This window comes from Caenimonas terrae (assembly GCF_042655405.1).
Classification (GTDB): domain Bacteria; phylum Pseudomonadota; class Gammaproteobacteria; order Burkholderiales; family Burkholderiaceae_C; genus Ramlibacter; species Ramlibacter terrae_A.
This window is the reverse complement of sequence record NZ_JBHSMF010000006.1, coordinates 1349791-1374914: the sequence shown is the minus strand read 5'-3', so window position 1 is coordinate 1374914 and position 25124 is coordinate 1349791. Positions and strand designations below refer to the sequence as shown.

The following is a 25124-nucleotide window of genomic DNA, read 5'->3' as shown; positions in this document are numbered from 1 at the left end:
TTCTTCCTGCAGCTGCGCCGCACCAGGAACGCCATCGTGCCGGTGGCACTGCCGGAAGGTTGAGCGCTCCATCGCTCGCATCCGCAAAGGGGCTTCGGCCCCTTCTTGCTTTGCTGCTGCCGCCGGCTGCGCGTGCGGGTTTGCCTCGTTGACGGCGGCGCGGGCGGTCTGTGCAATACCGCATCCCCCAGGAGGCAGCATGAACAACGGCAACCGGTTCCTTTTGGCCAGCGCGTTGGTCGCCGGCGCACTGCTGGCGGGCTGCGCGCAGACCAGCGCGCTGCAGGGCTGGCAGACGCTCATCGACGGCGGCCAGGGCATGGACAACTTCGTCTCGCTGGGCGGTGCCAACTGGCATGCTGAGGCCGATGCGATCGCGGCCGACCGCCGGCCCGACGCGCTCCCCACCCACTACCTCACCACCCGGCAGGCCTACAAGGACTTCGAGCTGCGCGCGGAATTCTGGGTCAGCCCGGACGCCAACAGCGGCATCTACCTGCGCTGCACGGAGGCCCGGCCGATGACTGACCGCACTTGCCACGAGGCCAACATCTTCGACCAGCGCCCCGACCCGAGCTACGCCACCGGCGCGATCGTGTGGCTGGCGAAGGCGCCCGTGCCCGTGCCGAAGACGGGCGGCCAGTGGAACACCATGGAGATCACCGCGCGCGGCAGCCGGCTCACGGTGGTCCTCAACGGCGTGAAGACGGCCGAGACCGGCGAGGCCCGCGACATCGCCGGCGTGATCGGGCTGCAGTACGCCGGCGGCGTGGTGCGGTTCCGCAAGCTGCAGATCCGGCCGCTCTGAGCGCCGCCTCGCGCCAGCGCCGGCGTGCGCTGCCGCACAATCGCGCATGGCCCAAGGCAAACGCATCTCGCCGGACATCGACGGCGCCGCCCTGCAGGCGATCCGCGCCATGGGCGCGGCCGCCAGGCAGGCGCGCACCGGCGCCGGCGAGGGCCAGGCCGCCGCGGCCGCGCGCCTGGGCGTGCACGTGCAGACCATCGCGCGGATCGAGGCCGGCGAGCCCGGCGTCGCGATCGGCCACGTGCTGGGCCTGCTCGCGCTCTACGGCATCCATGCGGCGCTGCAGGGACCGCAGCAGGCTTAGTCCGGGCTGCACGTAATGATCGTCCACCTCGTCGACGGCACCTACGAGCTGTTCCGGCATTTCTACGGCCTGCGCCGCGCCACCAAGGGAGAGGATCGGCCGTTCGGTGCGGTGGTCGGCGTCCTGAACGGGGTGCTGGAGCTGATCGAGAACGACGCCACCCATCTCGGGGTGGCGACCGACCACGTGATCGAGTCCTTCCGCAACCTGCTGTGGCCCGGCTACAAGACCGGCGAGGGCATCGAGCCCGCGCTGCGGGCCCAGTTCCACCCGCTGGAGCAGGCGCTTGCGGCGATGGGGGTGGCGGTCTGGCCGATGGTGGAACTGGAGGCCGACGATGCGCTGGCGTCCGCCGCGCGGCTGGCCGATGCAGACGAGCGGGTCCGGAAGGTGCTGATCTGGACGCCCGACAAGGACCTGGCCCAATGCGTGCGGGATGAGCGCGTGCTGCAGGTCGACCGCCGCGGCAAGCAGATCCGCGGCGCCGGCGAAGTGCGCGCGAAATTCGGCGTCGAGCCGGCCCTGATCCCGGACTACCTCGCGCTGGTGGGCGACGCCGCCGACGGCTACCCAGGCATTGCCGGGATCGGGGCGGTCGGCGCGGCGCGGCTGCTGAACCAGTACGGGCCGATCGACTCCTTTCCCGCCACGGTGCTGGGCAAGCAGCGCGAAGCCGCGTTGCTGTTCAAGCGGCTGGCCACGCTCAGGACCGACGCCGACCTCTTCGGCGACGTCGAGGAGCTCCGGTGGGCCGGCCCCACCAAGTCCTTCGCCGCCTGGACCGAACGGGTCGAGGCACCGAAGCTGCTGGAGCGCTGCCTGGCGGCGCAGGCGAAGGTGCGGTCCGTCAGGCCGGCAAGCCCTCGTTCGCCTCGCGCCGGTTGACCTCGTGGAACAGCCCGCGCAGCCACTTGTTGGCCGGGTCGTGCTGCAGCCGGCGGTGCCAGAACTGCTGGACCTCGATCGGGGGCGGGCGCAGGGGCAGGGCGATGCGCCTGATCTTGATGTGCCGCTCCACGGCGGTGGCGATGTCGTCGGGCACCGTGGCGATCAGCTCGCTGCCAGGCAGGATCGACAGCAGGCTCATGAAGTGGGACAGCTCCAGCATCACGCGCCGGTGGTGCCCCTTCTCTTCCAGCAGCCGGTCGAAGGTGTGCTCGCGCCCTTCGGGCCGCACCACGACGTGCCGGGCGGCCAGGAACTGCCTGAGCGTCATGCGCTCGCGCACCGTGGTGTTGCGCGCGCAGGCGATGCAGGCATAGGAGGTCTTGAACAGCCCCTGCTGGAAGTAGCCCGCCTTCTGCAGGTCGGGGAAGAAGCCCACCGCCAGTTCGGCGGCGCCGGTCTCGAGCGCCTCGGCGGCGGCCTTGCGCGGCAGCGACAGCGCCTGCAGCCGCACGTTGGGCGCCTCCTGCCGCAGCCGCTGCAGCACCCGGGGGAAGAACGCGATCTCGCCGATGTCCGGCGTCAGGATGGTGAAGCGCCGGTGCGCCAGCGCCGGGTCGAAGGCCGCCTGCTGCAGGATCTCGGTGCTGATGGTCTCGACCACCTGGTGCACCGGCCCGGCCAGTTCCAGCGCCCGCGGCGTCGGCTTCATGCCGGCGCCCGTGCGCACGAACAGCGCATCCCCGAACAGCAGCCGCAGCCGCGCCAGCGCCGCGCTGGTGGCCGGCTGGCTCAGTCCCACGGCTTCGGCGGCGCGGTTGACGCTGCGCAGGCGCGCCATCGCGTCGAACACCACGAGCAGGTTGAGGTCGACTTTTCGAATATCCATGGCATGGATTTTAAGTATCCGCCGCATCCCCTGGGCAGATCGGCCGGCGGCACCCAGAATGCGCTCTCCGAACAGACCCGCCAGAGCCAGGAGACAAGGTGAGCCAGCCATCCGCGACGCGCCTGCGTTGCCAGTGCGGCATCGACGCGCACGCCCACGTCGTGCCCGAGAACTTCCCGCGCTACCTCGGCGCGGCCGCGCCGGCCGACTGGCCGTCGATGGCACCCGCGCACGCGTGCCACCGCAGCGTGATGATCGCCGGCAAGAACTACCGCACCGTCTCCGACAAATGCTGGGACACGGCCAAGCGGCTGCAGGACCTGCAGGCGATGGGGCTGGAGCTGCAGGCGGTGTCGCCGATGCCGGAGCTGCTGTCCTACTGGATGGAGGCGGCCGACGCCCAGCAGCTGCTGCGCTTCCTCAACGAGGAGATCGCGCGGATGGTGGCGGACTCCGGCGGCAAGCTGGTGGGCCTGGGCGCGGTGCCGCTGCAGGACATGGCGCTGGCACTGCGCGAGCTCGATTACTGCGTGAACACGCTGGGCATGGCCGGCGTCGAGGTCGGCAGCAACATCAACGGCACGCCGGTCGGCGCGCCGCAGTTCGATCCCTTCTTCGAGGCCTGCGAGCAGCTGGGCGCCGCGGTGTTCGTCCACGCGATCCGGCCCGCCGGCATGGAGCGGCTGGTGGGCCCGGCGCCGCTGCAGCAGGTGCTGGGCTATCCCACCGACGTGGGGCTGGCGGCCGCCTCGGTGCTCACCACCAACCTGATCGAACGCCGGCCCGGGCTGCGGATCGCCTTCAGCCACGGCGGCGGCACGCTCGGCCTGCTGCTGCCGCGGCTGCAGCAGGGCTGGGGCGTGTTCCCGGCGCTGCAGGAGGGCATCGCGGCCTCGCCGCGCGAGCAGGCGCGCAAGCTGTTCTACGACACGCTGGTGTTCGACGCGCCGACGCTGGCGCACCTGGTCTCGCTGTACGGCGCCAGCCAGATGCTGATCGGCACCGACTATCCCTTCAACTTCCACGAGCACGCGCCGGTCGAAGCGATCGAGGCCGCCGGCTTCGACGCCGCGACCTGCGAGCTGCTGGTGCGCGCCAACGCCGAACGCTTCCTGGGACTCCAGCAATGACACTGCACCACGCCGCCGCCATCGGCCGCCGCCATCTCACGGCCGCGGTCGCCCTGCTGGCCTGTGCGCCGGCCGCCTTCGCGCAGGCACCCGGCCCTTACCCGGCGCACCCGATCAAGCTGATCGTCGCCAACGCACCCGGCAGTTCGGTGGACACCATCGGCCGCATCGTCGCCGCGCAGCTGGGGTCCGTGCTGGGCCAGCCGCTGGTGGTGGACAACCGGGCCGGCGCGGCGGGCGCGCTCGGCATCGAGGCCGGCAGGGCGGCTCCGGCGGACGGCTACACGCTGATCGTCGCGTCGAGCAGCTCGCTCACCGTGGCGCCGCTGCTGCAGAAGGCGGTGCGCTACGACCCGCTGCAGGACCTGGACTTCGTCTCGCTGGTCGCGGTGCTGCCCAACGTGCTGGTGGTCAACACGGCGCTGCCGGTCAACAGCGTGGCGGAATTCGTCGCCTACGGCAAGGCGCAGGGCGGCAAGTTCAACATGGCCTCGGCCGGCATCGGCTCGGTCAGCCACCTGGCGGGCGCGGCGCTGGCGTCGGCCGCCGGCTTCGAGGTGCTGCACGTGCCGTACAAGGGCGGCAGCCAGTCGGTCGGCTCGGTCGTGTCCGGCGAGACGCAATGGACGCTGACGCCGGCGCCGGCCGCGATGGGCCTGGTCAAGGGCGGCCGGCTCAAGGCCCTGGGCCACAGCATGGCCAGGGGCACGCAGCCGCTGGGCCCGCTGCCGGCGATCGGCGACACCGTGACCGGCTTCGAATTCGCCGGCTGGATCGGCATCGTCGCGCCCCGCGGCCTGCCGCCGGCCGTGGCGCAGCAACTGCGGCGGGCGCTGGCGACTGCGCTGCAGCAGCCGGCGCTGCGCGATTCCTTCGCGCTCAGCGGCGCCGTGCCCACCGCCAGCAGCGCGGAGGAATTCCGCGCGTTCCTGGCGCGCGACATCGAGCAGAACCGCAAGGCCATCCGCGCCGCCGGCGTGCAACCCGAATGAGCGAATCCGCCATGGCCAAGACCGCAGCTCCCCTGGTGTCCTCCCTGCGCAGCGTCGAGATCGGCCTGCCCGACGTGCCCGCCGCCGAACAATTCTTCACCAGGGTGTGGAACCTCTCGGTCGCCGCCCGCCAGGGCGATGCGGTGTACCTGCGCGGCACCGGCGCCGACCATCACCTGCTGTCGCTGCATCCCTCGGACAAGCCCGAGGTCCGCATGGTGACGCTGCGGGCGCCGTCCGTGGCCGATCTCGATCGCGTCGCCGCCGCCGTGCCGCCCCATGGCGGCGAAGTGCTGGCGCCGCGGGCGCCGGTGACCGAACCCGGCGGCGGCGAGGCTGTCGTCGTGCGCGATCCGCAGGGCCGCATCCTGCGCATCGTCGCCGGCGACGCGCGCCATGCCGACGTCGCAGGCCACAGGGACAAGCCGATCCGGCTGGCCCATGCCGTCCTGAACAGCCATGACGTCGCGCAGGGCCTGAAGTTCTACGAGGACGCGCTGGGCATGCGGCTGTCGGACCGCACCAGGATCATGGCCTTCATCCGCATCCCGACGCAGCCGCGCGGCGACCACCACAGCATCGCGCTGGCCGACGCCGACAACGATTGCCTCAACCACATCGCCTTCGTCATGCCGGACCTGGAATCGGTGATGCGCGGCGGCGGCCGGATGAAGGACGCCGGCTACGGCATCGAATGGGGACCCGGCCGCCACGGCCCGGGCAACAACAGCTTCAACTATTTCGTCGGCCCGGCCGGCTTCGTGATCGAGTACACGGCCGACGTCGAACAGATCGACGACAGCTACCCGGTGCGTGGGCCGCAGGACTGGAAGTGGCCCGAAGGCCGGGTCGACCACTGGGGCATCTCGGCCCCGCCGTCGGCGCGGCTGAAGGACGCGCAACGGCAGATCAACTTTTCGTCGGGCCTGAAGGCCTGACCCATCCACAGGAGAGAACGATGAAACTGGTGAGTTACCGCAAGCAGGGCGCGCTGCACGTTGGCGTGGTCGACGGCAAGGGCGTGGTGGAGCTGCCCGGCGTGTCCGACCTCGGCGCCGCACTGATGCAGGGCGTGGACGTGATGGCGGCCGCCAAGGCGGCACTGGCCTCGCCGGCCGCGCGCACGCCGCTGGAGGGCATCGAGTACGCCGCCCCCGTCACCCGGCCCAACAAGGTGGTCTGCCTGGGCCTGAACTACTACGACCACGCCAAGGAAGGCGGGCGCGAGAAGCCGGACTATCCGTGGTTCTTCTACCGCGGGTCGTCGTCGCTGATCGCGCAGGGCGAGCCCGGCATCAAGCCGCGCGTCTCCGACAAGCTCGATTACGAGGCGGAGCTGGCGGTGGTGATCGGCAAGAAGGCGCGCCACATGACGCACGAGAACGCGTTGAGTTGCGTGTTCGGCTACAGCTGCTTCAACGACATCTCGGTGCGCGACTACCAGAAGAAGACCGGCCAGTGGACCATCGGCAAGAACTTCGACGGCACCGGCCCCTTCGGCCCGCTGCTGGTGACGGCCGACGAACTGCCGCCGGGCGCCACCGGGCTGCGGATCCAGAGCCGGCTCAACGGCCAGGTGATGCAGGACGCGAACACCGACGACATGATCTGGGGCGTGGCGGAAACGATCGTCCTGCTGACCGAGTGCATGACGCTGGAGCCGGGCGACGTGATCGCCATGGGCACGCCGGCCGGCGTCGGCCAGGCCCGCACGCCGCCGGTGTGGATGAAGGACGGCGACGTCGTCGAGATCGACATCGAGAAGATCGGCGTGCTGCGCACCCCGATCCGCAACGAAGGCTGATGGGTTGAGCACCGCCGGGCCGCCCCAAGGTGCGAAGGCCCCCTCGGGGGGCAGCGCAGTACACGAAGTGACAAGCGTGGGGGCCAACTATGTTTTCGACGTCGCCGTCGTCGGCTACGGGCCGACCGGCGCGGTCGCTGCCGGCCTGCTGGGAGGCATGGGGCTGAAGGTCTTCGTCTGCGACCGCAGCCGCGAGATCTACGACAAGCCGCGCGCCTTCGCGCTGGACCACGAGATCATGCGGGTGTTCCAGCAGCTGGGCATCGCCGAGCAGGTGCTGGAGTTCACCGAGCCGTTCACGCCCTCGGAGTTCTACGGCGTCGACGGCCAGTTGATCAAGCGCTTCACCACGGCCGATCCGCCCTATCCGCTTGGGTTCAACCCGGCGCTGGTGTTCAGCCAGCCGGAGGTGGAACGGGTGCTGCGCGAGCACGTCGGCTCGCTCAGGACTGTCGACGTGGTGCTGGGCACGACGCTGACCGGCATGGAGCAGGACGGCGCCGGCGTTCGCCTGCAGCTGCAGGATGAACACGGCGCGCAGCGCGAGCTGAAGGCGCGCTACGCGATCGGCTGCGACGGCGCCTCGAGCACGGTGCGCGCGCTGGCCGGCATCGACTTGCAGGACCTGGGCTTCGACCAGCCCTGGCTGGTGGTGGACGTGCTGGCCAACGAGCGCGGGCTGGCGAAGCTGCCCAAGGTGAGCATGCAGGTGTGCGAGCCGCAGCGGCCCACCACCTACCTGGTCGGCCCGAAGAACCACCGGCGCTGGGAGATCGCCCTGAACGAGGACGAGGACCCGAAGCAGGTCGCCACGCCCGAGGGCACCTGGAAGCTGCTGGCGCGCTGGCTCACGCCGGACGACGCCGTGCTGTGGCGCCAGGCCAGCTACCGCTTCCATGCGCTGGTGGCGGACCGCTGGCGCGCCGGCCGCGTCTTCATCGCCGGCGATGCCGCGCACCAGCAGCCGCCGTTCCTGGGCCAGGGCATGTGCCAGGGCATCCGCGACGCCGCCAACCTGGCCTGGAAGCTGGAAGCGGTGCTGCACGGCAAGGCCGGCGACGCGCTGCTGGAGACCTACGGCGTCGAACGCAAGGCGCATGTGACCGAGCTGACGACGCGGATCAAGGCGATCGGCCAGATCGTCGGCCAGCGCGACCTGGCCAGGGCGCGCGAGCGCGATGCCCGCCTGCTGCAGGAATGCGGCGGGCAGGTGCAGTCGCAGCCGCGCCAGAACGTGCAGCCGGCGCTGGCGCAGGGACTGCTGTCGCCGGAAGCGCATCCGGCGGTGGGCACGATCTTCCCGCAGCCGTGGATCCTGCGCGACGGCCGCAAGCAACGGATGGACGAACTGGCCGGCCGCGGCTGGCGCGTGGTGACTGCCGGAGCCGGCAGCGCCAGCGCGCCGGGCCTGCGCTTCGTGCCGATCGGCTCGGCCGAATTCCGCGAGGCCGACGGCGTCGCCGCGCGCTGGTTCGCGCACCACGACTGCAACGCCGCCATCGTGCGGCCCGACCACTATGTCTGGGGCGTGGCGCAGGACGCCGCTTCCCTGGCGCGCCAGATGCAGGCGCTGGCGGCACAGATCAACTCAGGAGACAAGGCATGAAACGCAGGACATTCACCCTTTCGGCCGCCGGCGCGGCGCTGGCCGGCTGGCACGGACTCGGGCAGGCCCAGGGCTGGCCGGAACGGCCGATCAAGCTGGTGCTGTCGCAGCCTTCGGGCTCCGGGCCCGACGCCATGGCGCGCATGATCACCGAGCCGCTGTCCAGGAAGTGGGGCCAGGGCATCGTGATCGAGAACCGGCCGGGCGGCCAGAACGCCATCGGCGCCCAGGCCGCGGCGCGGGCACCGGCCGACGGCTACACCTTCTATTTCGCGACGGCCGCGGCGCTGGTGACCAACGCCTATCTGTTCAAGAACCTGCCTTACGACCCGAAGCGGGACTTCGTGCCGGTCGGGATGATCGGCAAGGTGCCGTTCGCGCTGTGCGTGAACGCCAGTTCGCCGCTCAAGACCCTGCAGGACTTCATCGCTGCGGCCAAGGCCAATCCGGGCCGGCTGGCGGTGGCCAACGAAGGACCCAAGACCTTCAGCGGGATGATGACGCGCCTGCTCAGCTCGCAGCTGGGCATCCAGGTCAATTCGGTGCCCTACGTCTCGGTCGGCGCCGCCGTCACCGACACGGTCGGCGGCCAGACCGAGGCCATCATCAGCGACGTGCCCTCGGTGGCGCAGATGGTCAAGGCCGGACGGCTGCGGCCGCTGGCCGTCACCACGGCCAAGCGGGTCGCGGGCTGGGAGAGCGTGCCGCCGATCGCCGACGTGCTGCCCAATTTCGACTACGCCGGCTGGGTCGGCATCGTCGCGCCGGTGGGCACGCCGGCGGCGGCAATCCAGCGCTTCAACCGCGACCTCGACGCGGTGCTGCTGGACAAGGAGATGGCGGCGCGGCTGCTGGCGATCGGTCCGATCACCGAGGGCGCGGGCACGTCCGAGCAGATGGGCGCCTTCCTGCAGGCGGAGCACACGCGCTGGGCGGCGTTGACGCGAGACATCGGCATCCTGCCGGAGTGAGGGGCGTTGGGAGGGGAGGCTCCGGCGCGTAGTGAGCCATCGGCCATCCTCCGAATAGAGGAGGCCCGTGGCTCATCATGGCGAAAAGTTCGTAGGACAAGGGCTTGACTTCAGGAACTCGCTGCCTGAAGAGCAACATGAGGAGCGGCCGATCACGTAACTTCCATCTCAAATTGCTTTGGTCAGTTTGCGTTAAGGGAGTGAAGTGGAGTCTTCAACCGGTCGGTTGCCTGTGTCACCAGGCAACACCCCAACCAACACCGCGGCGGAGCCGACAGTGCAGCCGCCTGCTGCACTGGCATCGCTCTGCCTGATTGCGCGCTTTCACCAGGTTGCTGCCGACCCGGCAACCCTGGCCCACCAGCTTGGCCTGGCGCCGGCAGAGCGCGTGAGCAAGGACGACATCCTGCGCGCCGCCAAGACGCTCGGCCTGAAGGCGAGGCTGTCGCGCACGACGCAGGACCGCCTTGCCCTCACACCCCTTCCCGCCATCGCGGTCCTGCGCGACGGCGCCGGCGAGGAAACGATGGTGGTGCTGGCCCAGTGCGACGGCAGCCGTGTCCTGCTGCAGCGGCCCGGCAGCGCACAGCCGCAGCCCGTCATCGAGTCCGTCGAAGTCTTCGCGTCGCAATGGACAGGCGAGATGATCCTGGTTACCAGCCGGGCCAACCTGGTCGGCGAGCTGGCGAAGTTCGACTTCTCCTGGTTCGTCCCCAGCATGGTCAAGTACCGCAGGTTGCTGGGCGAAGTGCTCCTGATCTCGCTGTTCCTCCAGCTGTTCGCCCTGGTGAGCCCGCTGTTCTTCCAGGTGGTGATGGACAAGGTGCTGGTCCACCGCGGCCTGACCACGCTGGATGTCCTGGTGACGGGACTTGTTGTTGTCGTGGTGTTCGAGAGCGTGCTGAACGCTTTGCGCAGCTACGTGTTCAGCCACACCACCAGCCGCATCGATGTGGAGCTGGGGTCTCGCCTGTTCCGCCACCTGGTGCAGCTTCCGCTGGCGTACTTCCAGGCTCGGCGGGTTGGCGACTCCGTGGCCCGGGTGAGGGAGCTGGAGAACATCCGCAGCTTCCCGCAACGGTGACGCTGCAGGATAGGGCCATCAGTGTCGACGGCAAAGAGATCCGCCTGGGCCCGGGAATGAACTTGACGGCCGAGATCAAGACCGGAAACCTTCAGGCCGCGAACTCGAGACGAATCGAACGTCCGTTTGGAGGACTCCACCGATGAAAACCGCCAAATTTAGCGTGGTGGGAATCTTCTTGATCTATCTCGCCACTTTGGGATTGACAGTGTTGTTGACCAACAGCTATCCCGAGTCGGTCGACCATGTCCTGCGGGCGTTCTTTCCGGCGGACGAATCTGGCTCTGCCTTCGTCCGATATCGGATGGCACTGTTCCTAACTGCCACCTGCGTCTTTCTTCTCGTAGCGCCTGCACTGGCGCTTTTCGGTACGAGCACGGAGGACCGTGAGCGTATCAACCGCACTCCCACCTGGCAGTTCGTCGTAGCTCTTCTTTTCATACCGGTTGGCTGGGCGGCGTTTCCAGTGATCGCGTTGTGTGACGGGTGCTGGACACAAAACGACATTTTTTACTTCTTTCTGACCTTGCTCTTCTTTGTCGGACTACAGCTGCTTCTTCAAGCAATTTGGCTAAAACTTAAATCCAGAATGGGAGATTGACATGTCATCCGCACTGACCATTAACGATCAAGAAATTATCTCGAGCTACGCGAACCAGCTCTCCGGATATTTGTTCGGCACGAGCTTGAACATGACTCCGGACTTCTGGGACAATCAGACGCAGGACAGCCGCGTCGGCAACGACATGGTGTTCACGCTCAACGGCGGCGCCGACAGCGTCACGGTGAAGAACTGGTTCGACGGCACGATCTTCAACAAGATCGAGAAGGTGGTGTTCGCCGATGGCACACAGTGGACCGCGGCTCAAGTGGAGCAGGGCGTGGGAACAGCCGGTGCCGACAGCCTCACCGGCACTGCAGGTGCGGACTTGCTCGAAGGCGGGGCGGGCAATGACGTGCTGGACGGGCTCCTCGGCGACGACCGGCTCATCGGCGGCGCGGGCTCCGACACCTATACGTTCACCCGGGGCGACGGCCATGACACCGTGGTGGAGAACGACGCAGCCACGGAGACGGATGTGGCAATCTTCGACGGCGGTGTGGCATCGGGCCAGCTGTGGTTCCAGCGGATTGGCGACAACCTGGAAGTCAAGGTAATCGGCACGTCTGATGCGATGACGGTCACCGACTGGTATCTCGGCTCGTCGCACCAGCTGGAGCAGTTCAAGGTGGATGGCAACAAGACGCTGCTTGCGAGCGACGTGCAGAACCTGGTGCAGGCGATGGCCAGTTTCGCGCCGCCCGCCGCTGGCCAGACCACGCTGCCGCAGAACTACCAGGACAGCCTGAACAGCGTGATCGCGGCCAACTGGCATTGAGCGGAAGAGGTGCTGCCGGCGCTGGACTACCATCTGGCTTTCGGCGCGCCGGCGCCGCCCCCAGGAGCACCGCAATGAGAGAGAACCGCCTTCGCCACATCTGGACCTCGGGCGGCACCGCCGTCAACGGCTGGCTGGCTATCCCGAACGGCTTTGCTGCCGAGACCATGGCCCACCAGGGCTGGGACTCGCTGACCATCGACATGCAGCACGGCGTGGTCGACTACCAGCAGATGGTCGGCATGCTGCAGGCCATCTCCACCACCGACACGGTGCCGGTGGTGCGCGTCCCCTGGCTGGAGCCGGGCATCCTGATGAAGGCGCTGGACGCCGGCGCCTACGGCATCATCTGCCCGATGGTCAACACCCGCGAGGACGCGCAGAAGCTGGTGGCGTGGACGCACTACGCGCCGCGCGGCGTGCGCAGTTTCGGCCCGGTCCGCGCGCTGCTGTACGGCGGCGCCGACTATCCGCAGAAGGCCAACGACACCATCGTCACCTTCGCCATGATCGAGACGGCGCAGGCGCTGGACAACCTGGACGACATCCTGTCGGTCGAGGGGCTGGACGCGATCTACATCGGCCCGTCGGACCTGTCGCTGTCGCTGGGCTGCACGCCGACGCTGGACGACGTGGACCCGAAGGCGGCGCAGGCCATCGAGCACATCATCGCGCGGGCCAGGCACCACGGCGTGGTGGCCGGCATCCACAACGCCGGCACCGATTCCGCCATCCGGCGCCAGGCCATGGGCTACCAGTTCATCACCGTGAGTTCCGATGCGCGCCTGATCGCGGCCGGCGCCCAGCAGATCATGGCGAAGATGCGTTCCGGCCAGGTGCCCAAGGCCGCCGGCGGCAGTTACTGAACCTGGCCGCGCGGCCGGCCGGTGCCGCCGTCGACTCATCCGGCATCACGGGCCGGCGTCCACCACCAGCGCCGCATCCAGCGGCCGGATCCGCTCCTCGATGTAATAGCCGCCGTATTCGGTGTAGCGCAGGAACGGCCGCCCGCAGCCCGCGCATTCCCACACCTCGCAGCGGTTGTAGGGGAAGAACGCCGGCGCGACCGGCGCATCGGGCGACCAGGCGTTGGTGCCGGCGGGATGGTGCTCCTGCAGCGTCGGGTCCTCGTCGCCGGGACGGCGCAGGGTGCCCACCGGCCTGAGGGCATTGCGGTCGAAGCCGCCGGGCAGGGACTCCCAGCCGCGCGCCGAAATCGCGGCGCAGCGCGGGCAGGGGGAGGGCGCAGCGGCAGCGGCCAGCCGCAGCAGGCCGGCGGCGTCCAGCAGGGGAAGGGATGAATCGCTCATGCGCCATTGTCGGCCGTCGACGCCGACGATAATCGGAAGCCCCACATCCTGCGTCTCAGCGGGACACCAACCGATGACACCCGCCAAGATCGCCCTGGCCGTGGCCGCCGCCATGGCCTGCCCCGCCGCATTCGCCCAGCCCCAGCCCCAGCCCGAACCCGCGACCACAAGTGCCCTGGCGCCGGTGTTGATCCAGGGCTCGCGCAGCAGCCTGCTGGAAAGTGCCGAGACCGCCAACACCGGCATCGTCACGCGCGCGCAGCTTGAAGCACGCACGGTCTACCGGCCAGGCGAGGTGCTGGAGGCGACGCCAGGACTGGTGGTGAGCCAGCACAGCGGCGAGGGCAAGGCCAACCAGTTCTACCTGCGCGGTTTCAACCTCGACCACGGCACGGACCTGCGCACCAGCATCGACGCCATGCCGGTGAACCAGCGCAGCCACGCCCACGGCCAGGGCTGGAGCGACCTGAACTTCCTGATGCCGGAGCTGGTGGACCTGCTGGAGTATCGCAAGGGTCCGTTCTATGCGGCGGAGGGCGACTTCGCCGCCGCCGGCGCCGTCCACGTCTCGTATGTCAACAAGCTGGAGCAGGGCGTTGCCAGCATCGGCCTGGGCGGCAACGGCTACGCCCGCAGCTTCATTGCCGACTCGCCCAGGCTCGGGGATGGCAACCTGCTGTACGCGCTGGAGCTGTTCCACAACGACGGTCCCTTCGTGGTGCCAGACGCCTACCGCAAGCTCAATGGCGTGCTGCGCTACAGCGAAGGCAGTCGGGGCAACGGCTTCAATGTCACGGCGATGGCGTACAGCGCCCGCTGGCACGCGACGGACCAGATTCCGCAGCGCGCGCTGGCCGACGGCACGCTGGCGAGCCGCTTCGACGCGATCGACCAGACCGACGGCGGCGCGTCGCAGCGCTACAGCCTGTCGGGCGCGTGGGCGCGCAGCCAGGGCACGTCCTCCACGCAGGTCAACGCCTACGTGATCCGCAACACGCTCAGGCTGTTTTCCGACTTCACCTATTTCATGGACGACCCGGTCAACGGCGACCAGTTCGCCCAGCCCGACGCCCGCGTCACCACCGGGCTGGACGCCAGCCACACCTGGGACACGCCCTGGTTCGGCAAGGAGTCCGAGAGCACGGTCGGCCTGCAGCTGCAGCACGACAACATCTTCAACGCCCTGCAGCACACCCGGGCGCAGCAGCTGCTGTCCACCGCGCGGCAGGACCACATCCTGGAAAGCAGCGTCGGCGCCTACCTGCAGAACACCACCCGCTGGACGCCGAAGTTCCGCACTGTGGCCGGCGCCCGCGCCGATTTCTTCCGCTTCGACGTGCGCAGCGACCTCGCGGCCAATTCCGGCCGCAGCACGGACGGCCGGGTCAGCCCCAAGCTCAACCTGATCTTCGGGCCCTGGAACAAGACCGAGTTCTACGCCAGCGCCGGCAGCGGCTTCCACAGCAACGATGCGCGCGGCACGACCATCTCGGTCGAACCCGGCACCGGCGCGCCGGCCGACAAGGTGACGCCGCTGGTGGGATCGCGCGGCATCGAGCTGGGCGTGCGCAGCGAATTCATTCCGGGCGTGCAGTCGACGTTCTCGCTGTACCGGCTGGACGTCGCCTCCGAGCTGGTGTTTGTCGGCGACGCCGGCACCACGGAAGCGGGCCGCGCCAGCCGGCGGGTCGGCTTCGAGTTGAGCAACTACTACCGCGCCAGCCGGTGGCTGACGATCGACGCCGACCTGGCGTTCGCGAGGGCGCGCTTTCGCGGCGGCGAGGCGGCCGGCGACCGCATTCCCGGCGCGGTGGAGGGTGTCGCTTCGCTGGCGCTGGCGCTCGACAAGTTGGGGCCGTACTTCGGCGCGCTCCAGCTGCGCTATTTCGGCCCGCGGCCGCTGGTCGAGGACAACAGCGTGCGCTCTGCCAGCACGCTGACCTGGAACGGCCGCATCGGCTACCGGGTCGGCAAGAACACGACGATCGAGCTGGAAGGCTACAACCTCACGAACCGCAAGACCTCCGCGATCGACTACTTCTACGCCTCGCAGCTGCGCGGCGAGGCCGCTCCGGTGGCCGACGTCCACTTCCACCCGATCGAGGCGCGCACGTTCCGCTTCAGCCTGTCGCAGCGCTTCTAGTCCGACTCGATGGTCCGGCCGTTGCGCGGCTGGATCGGCCGCGCGTTCATGGGATAGAGCCGGCGGAAGGCGTGCAGCTGCGCCGCGGAGATTTCCACCGGCTGCTTGAGCACCTGCCAGCTCACCTCCTCGCTGCACGGCGGGGTGGTGAGCGAGCCGGTGAAGCGGTAGTAGCCGCGGTCCGGCGGCAGCATCGCGATCGGGTTGAGCAGGGGCAGCGTCACCTTGTCGCCGGGCCTGGCGGGCAGCCTGGCGAACAGCGGCTTGAGCGCCTGGTTCTCCTTGCCCAGGCGCATCAGCACCGCGACGACCGCCAGCTTGCCCTGCGCGTCGCGATGGACCAGGTGGACCCCCATCGCATAGCGCCGGCCGTTGATCCTCTCTTCGCTGGGAGCGTGGAAGTGGTACTGCGTCAGCTGGTACTCGCCGTCGGCCAGGCCGATGCCGCCGGCCGGCGGCATGTTGACCTGGATGGTGTGGCCGTTGTTGACCATCCGGCCGCGCGCCGGCATGTACCCGAACCGGATCTCGGGCAAGGCTGCCTTGGTGGTATCGGCATCGCGGATGTCGATCGGCGCCTGATGCCGGCCGGTCTTGCAGGTGGCGAAGCCGGGCGCCAGGTCGCCCCAGGCCTGGGCGCCATGCCGGCCCTGGTAGCCCCACTGCGGCTGGTCCGCCCTGGCGGCGCCGGTGAGGGCAGCCGCGGCGAGCAGGCAACAGGCGATCGATCGGCGCACGCGGGACGGACGGGCCATGGAGTTCCCCCGAAGTGGATGCTCCATCCTAGGCAAGCCGGCCGCGAATTGAAAGCCGTCAGTGCTGCGGCACCTCGAACATCGTGCGCCGGGTGTTGGTGAAGTGCGGCCGCGTGATGTCGCTCCAGGCGCTGCCGCGTACCGCCAGCCAGGCCGGCACGGCGAGCGCCGCAGGCGTCACCAGGTCGTAGCAGGCCAGCGACAGCGGGCCGTGGCCCTTGTTGAGGAAGCGCAGCGCCCGGATGCAGCCCGGCACGGCGGCCAGGCCGGGCATGTGCTCCACGTCATACCAGCGGCTGATCTCGTCCATCCAGCCGGCCTCGGGATCCATCTCGACCACGTAGTGGAAGCCGGGCGCCTCGCCCGCCGATGCGCCGGGAACGTCGAACACCGGTTCCAGCGGCGACAGCCGCACCTGGCTGGCGCCGCTGCAGTGGCGGGCAAAGGCGTCGGCCGCCGCCGCCGTCGCGGCCGTGCCGGCCGGCGTGCGGGCATACACATGGGCCAGGCGCTGCCCGGCCGACCAGGCGGCCCGGTGCAGCGTCCATCCCTGCTGCGCGCAGAAGGCGCTGGCGCCCGCCAGCAGGCCGCTGCCATCGTCAAGGCCGGCTTGCACCAGCATCCAGTCGGAGACGTCGTTCATGTTCAATGTCCAATCTGCAGCGCTTCGAGGAAGCGCGAAACCATGTTGTAGGCAGCCACCGTGGCCGTCAGGTCCACCAGTTGCTGGCCCTGGTAGTGCTGCCGCACGCGGGCGAACAGCGCATCGGGCACCGCAATGGCGCCGGTCATCGCGTCGGCGTAGTCGAGCGCGGCGCGCTCGGCCTCGCTCAGCGCCAGCTGCGCTGGCAGCGGCTGCTCGCGCATCGCGGCGATGGTCTGCTGCGCAACGCCGGCCTGCAGCGCGTGCGGCACGTGGGCCTCGAATTCATAGGGGGCGTCGTTGAGCACCGCCACCCGCAGGATCAGCAGCTCGCGCAGTCCGGCCGGCAGGCTGTTGCGGTTGCGCACGGCCGACAGCATCTGCTCCCAGCCATGGGCCAGCGGCGGGCTGTGCAGCAGCACCTGGTACAGCGGCGAGATCCGGCCGCGCTCGGCCACGATCTGCGCTTCCAGGGCGGCCAGCTCGGGCCGGCTGCCGGGGACGATAGGCTCGATGCGCATGCTAGTCCGGCTTGATCTTGTTGGCCTTGATCACGCGCGTCCACTTGGCCAGGTCCGACTTCATCAGTGCCGACAATTCCGCCGGCGAGGAGGCGGCCGGCTGCGCACCGGAGGCCAGCAGCTTGGCCTTCACGCCCTCGTCGTCCAGCGCCTTGCGCAGCGCCCGGTTGACGCGCTCCACCTCGGCGGCCGGCGTGCCCTTGGCGGCGAACAGTCCATACCAGTTGTCCGAGTCGACACCCGGCATGCCCATCTCGTCGAAGGTCTTGACGTCCGGCAGCAGCGGATGGCGGTGCGCCGCGGCGATGCCGATCGGCTTGAGCTTGCCGGCCTTGATGAAGGACACCAGGCCCGGGATGTCGCCGAAGAAGCCGTTGACATGGCCGGCGATCACGTCGGTGATGGCCGGCGCCGCGCCCTTGTACGGCACGTGCAGCAAGGGCGTCTTCGAGACCTCGCCCAGCAGCTCCATCGCCAGGTGCGGCACGCTGCCGGTGCCCGAGGAGGCCAGCGTCAGCGGCTGCGGGCTGCGCCTGGCGGCGGCGATGAACTCGGCGCCGGTGTTGTACGGCGCGTTGGCCGGCACCACCAGCACCTCCACGTTGCGCACCACCAGGGAGACCGGCGTGAGGTCGCGCGCCGGGTCGTAGGGCAGCTTGTCGTACAGCGCCGGGTTGATCGCCACCGCGCCCACGCTGCTGAGCCACAGCACCTGGCCGTCGGGCGCCGAGCGCGACACGTATTCCGCAGCGATCGCGCCGTTGGCGCCGGCCCGGTTCTCGACGATCACCTGCTGGCCCAGCTCGCGGCCCAGCGCCTCGCCGATGGTGCGGCCGACGAAGTCCACCGGCCCGCCGGGCGGGAAGGCGATCACCAGCCGGGTGGTCTTGCCGCCCTGCGCGAACGCGGGCGTGGCCAGGGCGCAGCCGATGGCGATGGCGCCCAGCAGCAGGCGGCGGGAAAGGGAAGTTGTTGTCATGGGGGTCCTTTGGTTCGCGTTCTTCAGTCGCAGCGCACCGACATGCCGCCGTCGACCACCAGTTCGGCGCCGGTGATGAAGCGCGCCTCGTCCGAGGCCAGGAACAGGGCGGCCGCCGCGGTGTCGCGGCCGTCGCCCATGAACGGCAGCGGGATGCGCGACTGCCGCTGCTTGAGCAGTGCGTCCACGTCGCCGCCGGCACGCTGGCCGGCCAGCCGCGCCTCCACCATCGGCGTGTGCAGCTGGCCGGGCACCACGGTGTTGACGCGGATGCCCTGGCCCGCGTACTGCACGGCCAGCGCGCGCGAGAACTGGATCACGCCGGCCTTGGTCGACGCGTACGCGATCTGGGCGGCGCCGGTCCAGCGCAGCCCCGAGGTCGATGAGATGTTGACGATGGCGCCGCCGCCCTGGGCCAGCATGTGCGGCAGCACGTGCTTGCAGGCCAGGAACACGCTCTTGAGGTTCTGGTCCACCTGGTTGTCCCAGACCGCTTCGTCCATCTCCACCGGGCCGCCCCGGGCCGAGCCGCCGACGTTGTTGACCAGCACGTCGATCCGGCCGAAGCGCTCGATGCACTGTGCCACCATCGCGGCGACCGAGTCGCTGCTGGTGACGTCGCAGCCGGCCGTGGCGATCGTGCCGCCGGCGGCGCCGATGCGGTCGGTGGTTTCCACCAGGCGGGCGGGATCGCGGTCGGTGCCGAACACCAGCGCGCCTTCCTCGGCAAAGCGCACCGCGATCGCGCGGCCGTTGCCCCAGCCGGGGCCGACCGAGCCGGCGCCGGTGACCAGCGCGACGCGGCCCCGCAGCCGGCCGCAGGCGCTGTAGTGGAAGTCGGGCGCTGTCATGCGGGAAAGCGGTAGAGCGCCTGCGGGTTGTCGACCAGCAGCCGTTGGCGCGCCGCCGGATCGGGCGCGATCTCCTGCAGCAGGTCCACCAGTTGCGCGTCGTCGGGAACGTGCGTGTGGTTGGGATGGGGCCAGTCGGTGCCCCAGACGCAGCGGGTCGGGAAATCCTGCAGCAGCAGCCGCGCCAGGGCGACGCCGTCCGCATAGGGCGGCGGGCTGGCCACCCGGTCGCAGCCGCTGACCTTCACGTGGCAGTGCGGGTGCTGCAGCAGCGCATGCAGCGCGGCGAAGTCGCGGTGGTGCGGCCCCAGCGCGGCATCGACCCGGCCCATGTGGTCGATCACCACGCTGACCGCGCATTGCGCCAGCGGCGCCGCCAGCGTGTGGACCAGCACACTGTCGAAATGGACCTGCAGGTGCAGGCGGTGGGCCGCCAGCCGGCGGCTGAAGTCCGGCAGCTGCGCCGGATGCGCAGTGGCCGGCAGGTGGGCGGAGAAATTGAAGCGCACCCCGCGAAAGCCGGCCGCCGCCAGCCGGGCCAGCTCCTCGTCCGGCACGTCGACCGGCACCAGCGCCACCCCCAGGTAGCGGCCGCCGCCGGCGGCGATCGCGTCCTCCACCACCCGGTTGTCCAGGCCGTGCATGGTGGACTGGACGATCACGCAGCGCTCGATGCCCAGCAGCCGGTGCAGCGCGAACAGCTTTTCCTTGGGCGCGTCGACCGGCGTGTAGGGACGGTTGGCCGCATACGGGAAGCGCGTGGCCGGCCCGAACACGTGGACGTGGGCGTCGCAGGCACCGGCCGGCAGCTTGAGCTGCGGCGGCCGCGGCTCGGGATCGTAGGTGAGGATGGTGTCCATGGGCAGGGTCCATTCTCGGCGCCGCCGCCCGTTGGTTGGCGCATACCAGCTATTCGTAGAATGCATCGCATGGACCTTGCCCGGCTGCGCTATTTCGTCTCGGTGGTGGAAGCCGGCAGCTTCAGCCGGGCGGCCGCGGTGCTGCACATGTCGCAGCCGGCGCTCAGCCGCCAGGTGCTGCTGCTGGAGGAAGAGGTCGGCCAGCGCCTGCTGGTGCGCACCGGCCGCGGTGCCGAGGCCAACGAGGCCGGGCTGGGCCTGCTGACGCACGCCCGCGCGATCTTCGAGCTGGCCGACCGCGCCCACGCCGAACTGCGCGAGCGCCAGGCCAGCCCGGCCGGGCGCGTCACCATCGGCCTGCCGCCGCGGGTGGCGCACGTGCTGAGCGCCGACCTGGTGGAGCAGTTCCGCGCCCGCTTTCCGGATGCGCAGGTCACGGTGGTGGAGGCGCTCAGCATCCGGCTGCGCGAATGGCTGGTGGCCGGCTCGCTGGACATGGCGATCCTGTTCGACCCGGCGCCGTCGCCGCAGCTGGTGCAGGAGACGCTGGCGCGCGAGCCGCTGGTGGTGGTCGGCCCCGCGCCGCTGCCGGCGCGGCTGAAGCTGGCCGATGTCGCGGCCCTGCCGCTGGTGATGCCCAGCTCGCCCAACGCGCTGCGCCAGCTGCTGGAGCAGCAGGCGCGCCCGCGCGGCCTGCGCCTGAACATCGTGGCCGAGGTCGATTCGGTGCAGACGGTGCTGTCGCTGGTGGCACGCGGCGTCTCGCACAGCGTGCTGCCGGTCAGCGCGACGCGCCTGTGGACCTACGCGCAGCCGCTGTATACGGCGCCGATCCACTCGCCCGCCATCCGCAACCGGGTGGTGCTGGTGCAGCCGAAGGCGCGGCCGGCGACCCGGCCGACCCGCCACGCGGCCGACCTGCTGCGCCGGCTGGCGCTGCAGGAATACGGCAGCGGCTGACGCCCCTCAGATCTGCACCCGCGTCCCCAGCTCGATCACGCAGTTGTTCGGCAGCCGCAGGAAACCGGCGATGCTGCCGGCGTTGCGCGACATGAAGGCGAACAGGGCCTCGCGCCAGTCGGCCATGCCGGTGCCCCGGGTCGGCACCACGGTCTCGCGGCTGAGGAAGTACGAGGTCTCGAACAGGTTCAGCGGCAGCTCCGGCGACTTGCACTGTTCCAGCGCCTGCGGAATGTCGGGCGTGTCCATGAAGCCGTAGTTGACAGTCACCTGCCAGAAGCCCGGCGCCAGCGGCTTTACCTGCACCCGCTCCGTCGCCGCGATCCAGGGCACGTCGTGGAACACCACGGTGAGCACCAGGTTGCGCTCGTGCAGCACCTGGTTGTGCTTGAGGTTGTGCATCAGCGCCTGCGGCACGGTGGCGGGGTTGGCCACCGCATAGACGGCGGTGCGGCTGACCCGGTGCACGTCGTCGGCGGCGATTGCCTGCACGAAGGGCAGCAGCGCGGGGTCGCCGACGGCGATGGTCTCCAGCAGCAGCGCCCGGCCGCGGCGCCAGGTCGCCATGATGCCGAAGATGGCGGCGCCCAGCAGCAGCGGGAACCAGCCGCCCTGCACGAACTTCAGCGAGCAGGCGATCACCAGCAGCAGGTCCAGCACCAGGAACAGCGCGGTGGCGGCGACCGCGACCCAGAGCGGATAGCGCCAGGCATAGCGCACCACGAAGAAGGTGAGCAGGGTGGTGGTGAACATGGTGACGGTGACGGCGATGCCGTAGGCCGACGCCAGGGCCGAGGAGCTGCCGAAGCCGATCACCGCCAGCAGCACCGCGGCCAGCAGCAGCCAGTTCACCAGCGGCACGTAGATCTGGCCGACCTCCTTGGCCGAGGTGTAAAGCACAAGCATGCGCGGCAGCAGGCCCAGCTGCACCGCCTGCTTGGTCATCGAGTAGGCGCCGGTGATCACCGCCTGCGAGGCGATCACGGTGGCGACGGTGGCCAGCACCACCGCCGGGATCAGCCAGCCCGCCGGGAACAGGCGGAAGAACGGATTGGCCAGCGCCGACGGATCGCGCATCAGCAGCGCGCCCTGGCCCATGTAGTTCAGCGCCAGGCAGGGCAGCACCATGCCGGCCCAGGCCAGCTGGATCGGCCGCTTGCCGAAGTGGCCCAGGTCGGCGTACAGCGCCTCGGCGCCGGTGAAGGCCAGCACGATGGCGCCGAGCACCACGAACATGTGCCAGCCCTGCGCCCGCAGGAAGCCCAGCGCCTGCAGCGGATCGAGCGCCCGCAGGATGGCCGGCTGCTGCGCGATCTCGACGATGCCGGTGCCGCCCAGCACCAGGAACCAGACCGCGATCACGGGGCCGAACAGCTTGCCCACCAGCCCGGTGCCGAAGCGCTGCACCGCGAACAATCCCACCAGGATGCCCAGCGACAGCGGCAGCACGTAGGGCTTGAGCGCCGGCGTCACCTGCTCCAGGCCCTCGACCGCGCTCAGCACCGAGATGGCCGGCGTGATGATGCTGTCGCCGTAGAACAGGGCCGCGCCCAGCACGCCCACCATCAGCAGCGCGATCCGGCGCCGCTCGGTGCTGCCGGCCGCCTTGGAAGCCAGCGCCGTCAGCGCCATGATGCCGCCCTCGCCGCGGTTGTCGGCGCGCAGGATCAGCAGCACGTACTTCAGCGACACCACCAGCATCAGGCCCCAGAAGATCACCGACACCGCGCCGATCAGGTGGTGCGGGTCCAGCGGGATGCCGATGTCGGGATTGAAGACCTCCTTGATCGTGTACAGCGGGCTGGTGCCGATGTCGCCGTAGACCACGCCCAGGGCGCCGAGGGTGAGGGCGGCGCGGCTGTCGCGCTGGTGGGATTCGGGCATTGCGGTTCGCTGGAGTGGACGGACCGCCACTGTCGGGGATCGCGCATCAGGAACGCATAAGGAGGCGCCTCACTCTGCTGCCAGCCGGTAGCCCACCCCCGCCTCGGTCAGCAGGTAGCGCGGCTCGGCTGGATCGGCCTCGATCTTGGCGCGCAGCTGGCCCATGTACAGGCGCAGGTAATGCGTGTGTTCGGTGAAGTCGGGGCCCCAGACGTCGGCCAGCAGCTGGCGGTGGGTGACGACCCGGCCGGCGCTGCGCACCAGCCGGGCCAGCAGCTTGAACTCGGTGGGCGTCAGGTGCAGCGGCTGGCCGTTGACTTCCACCAGCCGCAGGTTCAGGTCCACCTTCAGTCCGGCCACGGCGTACTGGGTCGACGCCGGCGCCAGCGCGGTGCCGCGGTGCCGCAGCGCGACCCGGATGCGCGCCAGCAGCTCGCCGACGCTGAACGGCTTGGTGAGGTAGTCGTCGGCGCCGGCATCCAGCAGCGCGATCTTCTGCGCCTCCTGGTGGCGCGCCGACACCACCAGGATCGGAAGCGAATGGCGCTTGCGCACCGCGTGCACCAGCTCGATGCCGTCGCCGTCGGGCAACCCCAGGTCCAGCACCACCACGTCGGGCGGGGAATGCTGCAGCAGCGCCTTGGCCTCGCTGACCGAGACGGCGGTGCGCACGTCGAAGCCTTCGACGGCCAGCGACGACTGCATCAGCGTGCGGATCTCGCGGTCGTCTTCCACCACCAGCACGGACAGGCTCATGCCAGGCTCCGTTGCGGCTGCCGCGGATCCACCGGCAGGCTCAGGCGAAAGCTGCTGCCCCCGCCGTCGCGCCGCCGCAAGCACAGGGTGCCGCCGTGCGCCTGCGCGATCGCCCGGCACAGCGCCAGCCCGAGCCCGGCGCCGCGCTGGCCCGAGCTGTCGTTGCGCCGGTAGGGCTCGAAGATCAGCGCCTCGTCTTCCGCCGCGATGCCGGGGCCGCGGTCCTTCACGCACACCTGCAGCCGGTCGCCGGCCAGCGCCACGACCAGGTCGATGGCGTCGTCGCTGTACTTCAGCGCGTTGTCCAGCAGGTTCTCCAGCAGCTGCGCCAGCAGCACCGGGTCGGCCCGCAGCAGCGGCAGGCCGGCCGGCACGCTGGAGCGGATGCGCCGCGCCGGGTCGCGCTGGCGCACCCGCGCCAGCACCGCGCCGACGATCTCCTCGATCGACTCCCAGTCGCGCCGCAGCTCGCCGGCATTGCCCAGGCGCACCAGCTGCAAGGTGTTCTCGGTGACGGTGGACAGGTAGCCGGCCTCGCTGACGATGCTGGCCAGCAGGCGCTCCTGTTCGGCCGGCGCCAGCTTGTCGCGCTGGGTCTGAAGGGCGGACGCCGCGCCCACCACCGCCGCCAGCGGCGTACGCAGGTCGTGCGAGATCGCGGCCAGCAGGGTGCTTTGCAGGTGCTGGCGCTGCGCCTCCTCGCGGGCCGCCTGCATCGATTGCGTCAGCTTCGCGCGCAGCAGCGCCTGCGAGATCAGGCTGCACAGCGCCTGCGCATGTTCGCGCCCGCTGTCGTCGGCCGCCGCGATGTTCTGGATGCAGGCGACGCCGTTCATCGCGGCCTTGTCGCCCAGCGGCAGGTACCACGCGTCCAGCCCCGGCCAGCGGCCGGTGCCGGGCCCGAGCACGGCGGCTTCCCGCATGCAGCACAGCATGCCGTCGCGCAGGGCGGCGGCGGATGACGGCAGGTCGAGCCGGCCGTCGGTATTCACGGCCGCCACCACGCAGGGCCCGGGGAAGGCCGCATCCAGCGCGCGTTGCGCGGCGGACAGGATCTCGCCCGGGCCGGCCGCTGCCGCCAGCTCGGTGGCCAGGCCCTGCAGCTGGCGCGCCCGCCGCTCGTTGAGCTGCGCGGTGGCAGTCTGCCAGCGCAGTGCCCGCGCCAGATGGCTGATCACCACCGCCACCGCCAGCATCGTGCCCAGCGCGATCAGGTGTTCGCGGCTCTCCACCTCGAAGGTGAAGCGCGGCGGCACGAAGAAGAAGTCGAATGCCGTCACCGCGCCGGTCGCGCCGACGATCGAGGGCAGCCACGGCAGCCGGTAGGCCGCGATCACCACCGCCAGCATGTACAGCATCGCCTGGCTGGTCGCCGACACATAGCGGTCCAGCGCGAAGCCGGCGCCGGTGGCGGCCGCCAGCAACAGCGCCACCTCCAGCCAGTCGCGCTGGCTGGCGTGGCTTGGACCCGGTGCGGATGGGGCGTTCATGCTGGCGGCAGGGTAGCACCCGCCCCATCAGGATCGCATCAGGATCGGGGGCGCAGCGGCGCGGGAGCCGACCACAAGGCTTTCAGGCGGGTCCTACAGCCGCCTGCCGGCGGCGGGGCC

Annotated in this window: 27 protein-coding genes; 15 read left to right on the top strand and 12 right to left on the bottom strand. The window is 70.1% G+C overall.

Annotated elements, in window-relative coordinates; genetic code table 11:
- On the bottom strand, positions 1 to 207 hold a 207-nt coding region (locus tag ACFPOE_RS13535; protein WP_376850613.1), incomplete at its 3' end, for a hypothetical protein.
- Between ACFPOE_RS13535 and ACFPOE_RS13530 the strand changes: the two genes are divergently transcribed.
- From ACFPOE_RS13530 to ACFPOE_RS13520, 3 genes are read left to right on the top strand one after another with little or no spacing between them, the layout of a single operon-like run.
- Positions 200 to 808, top strand: a complete 609-nt coding sequence (locus tag ACFPOE_RS13530) for a 3-keto-disaccharide hydrolase (RefSeq protein WP_376850612.1) — start codon at positions 200 to 202, stop codon at positions 806 to 808. The genes ACFPOE_RS13535 and ACFPOE_RS13530 overlap by 8 nt on opposite strands.
- 46 nt (positions 809 to 854) lie before the next feature.
- Positions 855 to 1112, top strand: coding sequence for a helix-turn-helix domain-containing protein (locus tag ACFPOE_RS13525; protein WP_376850611.1), 258 nt, complete (start codon positions 855 to 857; stop codon positions 1110 to 1112).
- Between the two features lie 15 nt (positions 1113 to 1127).
- Positions 1128 to 1997 carry a 5'-3' exonuclease gene (locus ACFPOE_RS13520; protein WP_376850610.1) on the top strand — a complete coding sequence of 290 codons (870 nt, stop codon included), beginning with the start codon at positions 1128 to 1130 and terminating at the stop codon, positions 1995 to 1997.
- Here the strand turns inward: ACFPOE_RS13520 and ACFPOE_RS13515 are convergent.
- Positions 1960 to 2886 (bottom strand): LysR family transcriptional regulator, encoded by a 927-nt coding sequence (locus tag ACFPOE_RS13515; RefSeq protein WP_376850609.1) that lies wholly within the window; start codon positions 2884 to 2886, stop codon positions 1960 to 1962. The genes ACFPOE_RS13520 and ACFPOE_RS13515 overlap by 38 nt on opposite strands.
- 98 nt (positions 2887 to 2984) lie before the next feature.
- Here ACFPOE_RS13515 and ACFPOE_RS13510 point away from each other — a divergent pair, with 98 nt between their 5' ends.
- From ACFPOE_RS13510 to ACFPOE_RS13465, 10 genes are all read left to right on the top strand, one after another.
- Positions 2985 to 4016, top strand: a complete 1032-nt coding sequence (locus tag ACFPOE_RS13510; protein WP_376850608.1) for an amidohydrolase family protein — start codon at positions 2985 to 2987, stop codon at positions 4014 to 4016.
- Complete coding sequence (locus ACFPOE_RS13505) at positions 4013 to 5008, top strand: Bug family tripartite tricarboxylate transporter substrate binding protein (RefSeq protein WP_376850607.1); 996 nt, start codon at positions 4013 to 4015, stop codon at positions 5006 to 5008. The genes ACFPOE_RS13510 and ACFPOE_RS13505 overlap by 4 nt, the downstream gene beginning before the upstream one ends.
- Positions 5005 to 5946 carry a VOC family protein gene (locus tag ACFPOE_RS13500; RefSeq protein WP_376850606.1) on the top strand — a complete coding sequence of 314 codons (942 nt, stop codon included), beginning with the start codon at positions 5005 to 5007 and terminating at the stop codon, positions 5944 to 5946. Before ACFPOE_RS13505 ends, ACFPOE_RS13500 begins: the two co-directional genes overlap by 4 nt.
- Positions 5947 to 5966: 20 nt before the next feature.
- Complete coding sequence (locus ACFPOE_RS13495; protein ID WP_376850605.1) at positions 5967 to 6812, top strand: fumarylacetoacetate hydrolase family protein; 846 nt, start codon at positions 5967 to 5969, stop codon at positions 6810 to 6812.
- Between the two features lie 76 nt (positions 6813 to 6888).
- A complete protein-coding gene (locus tag ACFPOE_RS13490) occupies positions 6889 to 8418 on the top strand; it encodes a bifunctional 3-(3-hydroxy-phenyl)propionate/3-hydroxycinnamic acid hydroxylase (protein WP_376850604.1) in 1530 nt (509 codons plus the stop codon).
- Positions 8415 to 9389 carry a Bug family tripartite tricarboxylate transporter substrate binding protein gene (locus tag ACFPOE_RS13485; protein WP_376850603.1) on the top strand — a complete coding sequence of 325 codons (975 nt, stop codon included), beginning with the start codon at positions 8415 to 8417 and terminating at the stop codon, positions 9387 to 9389. Before ACFPOE_RS13490 ends, ACFPOE_RS13485 begins: the two co-directional genes overlap by 4 nt.
- Before the next feature lie 277 nt (positions 9390 to 9666).
- Complete coding sequence (locus ACFPOE_RS13480) at positions 9667 to 10473, top strand: ABC transporter transmembrane domain-containing protein (protein ID WP_376850602.1); 807 nt, start codon at positions 9667 to 9669, stop codon at positions 10471 to 10473.
- 142 nt (positions 10474 to 10615) lie between these two features.
- Positions 10616 to 11074, top strand: a complete 459-nt coding sequence (locus ACFPOE_RS13475) for a hypothetical protein (RefSeq protein WP_376850601.1) — start codon at positions 10616 to 10618, stop codon at positions 11072 to 11074.
- Position 11075: 1 nt separating this feature from the next.
- A complete protein-coding gene (locus ACFPOE_RS13470) occupies positions 11076 to 11852 on the top strand; it encodes a calcium-binding protein (RefSeq protein WP_376850600.1) in 777 nt (258 codons plus the stop codon).
- Positions 11853 to 11926: 74 nt separating this feature from the next.
- On the top strand, positions 11927 to 12718 hold the full coding sequence (locus ACFPOE_RS13465; protein WP_376850599.1) for an HpcH/HpaI aldolase family protein: 792 nt from the start codon (positions 11927 to 11929) through the stop codon (positions 12716 to 12718).
- 45 nt (positions 12719 to 12763) lie between these two features.
- Here ACFPOE_RS13465 and ACFPOE_RS13460 read toward each other — a convergent pair whose 3' ends face one another.
- Positions 12764 to 13162 (bottom strand): hypothetical protein, encoded by a 399-nt coding sequence (locus tag ACFPOE_RS13460; RefSeq protein ID WP_376850598.1) that lies wholly within the window; start codon positions 13160 to 13162, stop codon positions 12764 to 12766.
- 73 nt (positions 13163 to 13235) lie between these two features.
- Here ACFPOE_RS13460 and ACFPOE_RS13455 point away from each other — a divergent pair, with 73 nt between their 5' ends.
- Positions 13236 to 15305 (top strand): TonB-dependent receptor, encoded by a 2070-nt coding sequence (locus ACFPOE_RS13455; protein ID WP_376850597.1) that lies wholly within the window; start codon positions 13236 to 13238, stop codon positions 15303 to 15305.
- Here ACFPOE_RS13455 and ACFPOE_RS13450 read toward each other — a convergent pair.
- The 6 genes from ACFPOE_RS13450 to ACFPOE_RS13425 are packed head-to-tail and all read right to left on the bottom strand — an operon-like array spanning position 15302 to position 19914.
- The gene (locus tag ACFPOE_RS13450) at positions 15302 to 16060 is read right to left on the bottom strand and encodes a carbonic anhydrase (RefSeq protein WP_376850596.1); all 759 of its coding nucleotides are present in this window, start codon (positions 16058 to 16060) and stop codon (positions 15302 to 15304) included. The genes ACFPOE_RS13455 and ACFPOE_RS13450 overlap by 4 nt on opposite strands.
- A 58-nt stretch (positions 16061 to 16118) precedes the next feature.
- A complete protein-coding gene (locus tag ACFPOE_RS13445) occupies positions 16119 to 16703 on the bottom strand; it encodes a hypothetical protein (protein ID WP_376850595.1) in 585 nt (194 codons plus the stop codon).
- Positions 16704 to 16705: 2 nt separating this feature from the next.
- Positions 16706 to 17224 (bottom strand): carboxymuconolactone decarboxylase family protein, encoded by a 519-nt coding sequence (locus ACFPOE_RS13440; protein WP_376850594.1) that lies wholly within the window; start codon positions 17222 to 17224, stop codon positions 16706 to 16708.
- Position 17225: 1 nt separating this feature from the next.
- Positions 17226 to 18203 carry a Bug family tripartite tricarboxylate transporter substrate binding protein gene (locus ACFPOE_RS13435; protein WP_376850593.1) on the bottom strand — a complete coding sequence of 326 codons (978 nt, stop codon included), beginning with the start codon at positions 18201 to 18203 and terminating at the stop codon, positions 17226 to 17228.
- Positions 18204 to 18226: 23 nt separating this feature from the next.
- Positions 18227 to 19054, bottom strand: coding sequence for an SDR family NAD(P)-dependent oxidoreductase (locus tag ACFPOE_RS13430; RefSeq protein WP_376850592.1), 828 nt, complete (start codon positions 19052 to 19054; stop codon positions 18227 to 18229).
- Positions 19051 to 19914: an amidohydrolase family protein gene (locus ACFPOE_RS13425; protein ID WP_376850591.1), complete on the bottom strand. Its 864-nt coding sequence runs from the start codon at positions 19912 to 19914 to the stop codon at positions 19051 to 19053. Before ACFPOE_RS13425 ends, ACFPOE_RS13430 begins: the two co-directional genes overlap by 4 nt.
- A gap of 69 nt (positions 19915 to 19983) precedes the next feature.
- Here ACFPOE_RS13425 and ACFPOE_RS13420 point away from each other — a divergent pair, with 69 nt between their 5' ends.
- Positions 19984 to 20874: a LysR family transcriptional regulator gene (locus ACFPOE_RS13420; RefSeq protein ID WP_376850590.1), complete on the top strand. Its 891-nt coding sequence runs from the start codon at positions 19984 to 19986 to the stop codon at positions 20872 to 20874.
- 6 nt (positions 20875 to 20880) lie between these two features.
- Here ACFPOE_RS13420 and ACFPOE_RS13415 read toward each other — a convergent pair whose 3' ends face one another.
- The 3 genes from ACFPOE_RS13415 to ACFPOE_RS13405 form a co-directional block, all read right to left on the bottom strand.
- A complete protein-coding gene (locus ACFPOE_RS13415; protein WP_376850589.1) occupies positions 20881 to 22758 on the bottom strand; it encodes a potassium transporter Kup in 1878 nt (625 codons plus the stop codon).
- A gap of 69 nt (positions 22759 to 22827) precedes the next feature.
- The gene (locus ACFPOE_RS13410; RefSeq protein WP_376850588.1) at positions 22828 to 23514 is read right to left on the bottom strand and encodes a response regulator; all 687 of its coding nucleotides are present in this window, start codon (positions 23512 to 23514) and stop codon (positions 22828 to 22830) included.
- Positions 23511 to 25004, bottom strand: a complete 1494-nt coding sequence (locus tag ACFPOE_RS13405; RefSeq protein ID WP_376850587.1) for an ATP-binding protein — start codon at positions 25002 to 25004, stop codon at positions 23511 to 23513. Before ACFPOE_RS13405 ends, ACFPOE_RS13410 begins: the two co-directional genes overlap by 4 nt.
- Positions 25005 to 25124 lie beyond the last annotated feature (120 nt).

Bases quoted from the DNA above. Each gene is read 5' to 3' on its own strand.
- ACFPOE_RS13530 (WP_376850612.1), top strand. From the start codon at position 200: ATGAACAACGGCAACCGGTTCCTTTTGGCCAGCGCGTTGGTCGCCGGC.
- ACFPOE_RS13525 (WP_376850611.1), top strand. From the start codon at position 855: ATGGCCCAAGGCAAACGCATCTCGCCGGACATCGACGGCGCCGCCCTG.
- ACFPOE_RS13520 (WP_376850610.1), top strand. From the start codon at position 1,128: ATGATCGTCCACCTCGTCGACGGCACCTACGAGCTGTTCCGGCATTTC.
- ACFPOE_RS13515 (WP_376850609.1), bottom strand. From the start codon at position 2,886: ATGGATATTCGAAAAGTCGACCTCAACCTGCTCGTGGTGTTCGACGCG.
- ACFPOE_RS13505 (WP_376850607.1), top strand. From the start codon at position 4,013: ATGACACTGCACCACGCCGCCGCCATCGGCCGCCGCCATCTCACGGCC.
- ACFPOE_RS13500 (WP_376850606.1), top strand. From the start codon at position 5,005: ATGAGCGAATCCGCCATGGCCAAGACCGCAGCTCCCCTGGTGTCCTCC.
- ACFPOE_RS13495 (WP_376850605.1), top strand. From the start codon at position 5,967: ATGAAACTGGTGAGTTACCGCAAGCAGGGCGCGCTGCACGTTGGCGTG.
- ACFPOE_RS13485 (WP_376850603.1), top strand. From the start codon at position 8,415: ATGAAACGCAGGACATTCACCCTTTCGGCCGCCGGCGCGGCGCTGGCC.
- ACFPOE_RS13475 (WP_376850601.1), top strand. From the start codon at position 10,616: ATGAAAACCGCCAAATTTAGCGTGGTGGGAATCTTCTTGATCTATCTC.
- ACFPOE_RS13470 (WP_376850600.1), top strand. From the start codon at position 11,076: ATGTCATCCGCACTGACCATTAACGATCAAGAAATTATCTCGAGCTAC.
- ACFPOE_RS13465 (WP_376850599.1), top strand. From the start codon at position 11,927: ATGAGAGAGAACCGCCTTCGCCACATCTGGACCTCGGGCGGCACCGCC.
- ACFPOE_RS13460 (WP_376850598.1), bottom strand. From the start codon at position 13,162: ATGAGCGATTCATCCCTTCCCCTGCTGGACGCCGCCGGCCTGCTGCGG.
- ACFPOE_RS13455 (WP_376850597.1), top strand. From the start codon at position 13,236: ATGACACCCGCCAAGATCGCCCTGGCCGTGGCCGCCGCCATGGCCTGC.
- ACFPOE_RS13450 (WP_376850596.1), bottom strand. From the start codon at position 16,060: ATGGCCCGTCCGTCCCGCGTGCGCCGATCGATCGCCTGTTGCCTGCTC.
- ACFPOE_RS13445 (WP_376850595.1), bottom strand. From the start codon at position 16,703: ATGAACGACGTCTCCGACTGGATGCTGGTGCAAGCCGGCCTTGACGAT.
- ACFPOE_RS13440 (WP_376850594.1), bottom strand. From the start codon at position 17,224: ATGCGCATCGAGCCTATCGTCCCCGGCAGCCGGCCCGAGCTGGCCGCC.
- ACFPOE_RS13435 (WP_376850593.1), bottom strand. From the start codon at position 18,203: ATGACAACAACTTCCCTTTCCCGCCGCCTGCTGCTGGGCGCCATCGCC.
- ACFPOE_RS13430 (WP_376850592.1), bottom strand. From the start codon at position 19,054: ATGACAGCGCCCGACTTCCACTACAGCGCCTGCGGCCGGCTGCGGGGC.
- ACFPOE_RS13425 (WP_376850591.1), bottom strand. From the start codon at position 19,914: ATGGACACCATCCTCACCTACGATCCCGAGCCGCGGCCGCCGCAGCTC.
- ACFPOE_RS13420 (WP_376850590.1), top strand. From the start codon at position 19,984: ATGGACCTTGCCCGGCTGCGCTATTTCGTCTCGGTGGTGGAAGCCGGC.
- ACFPOE_RS13415 (WP_376850589.1), bottom strand. From the start codon at position 22,758: ATGCCCGAATCCCACCAGCGCGACAGCCGCGCCGCCCTCACCCTCGGC.
- ACFPOE_RS13410 (WP_376850588.1), bottom strand. From the start codon at position 23,514: ATGAGCCTGTCCGTGCTGGTGGTGGAAGACGACCGCGAGATCCGCACG.
- ACFPOE_RS13405 (WP_376850587.1), bottom strand. From the start codon at position 25,004: ATGAACGCCCCATCCGCACCGGGTCCAAGCCACGCCAGCCAGCGCGAC.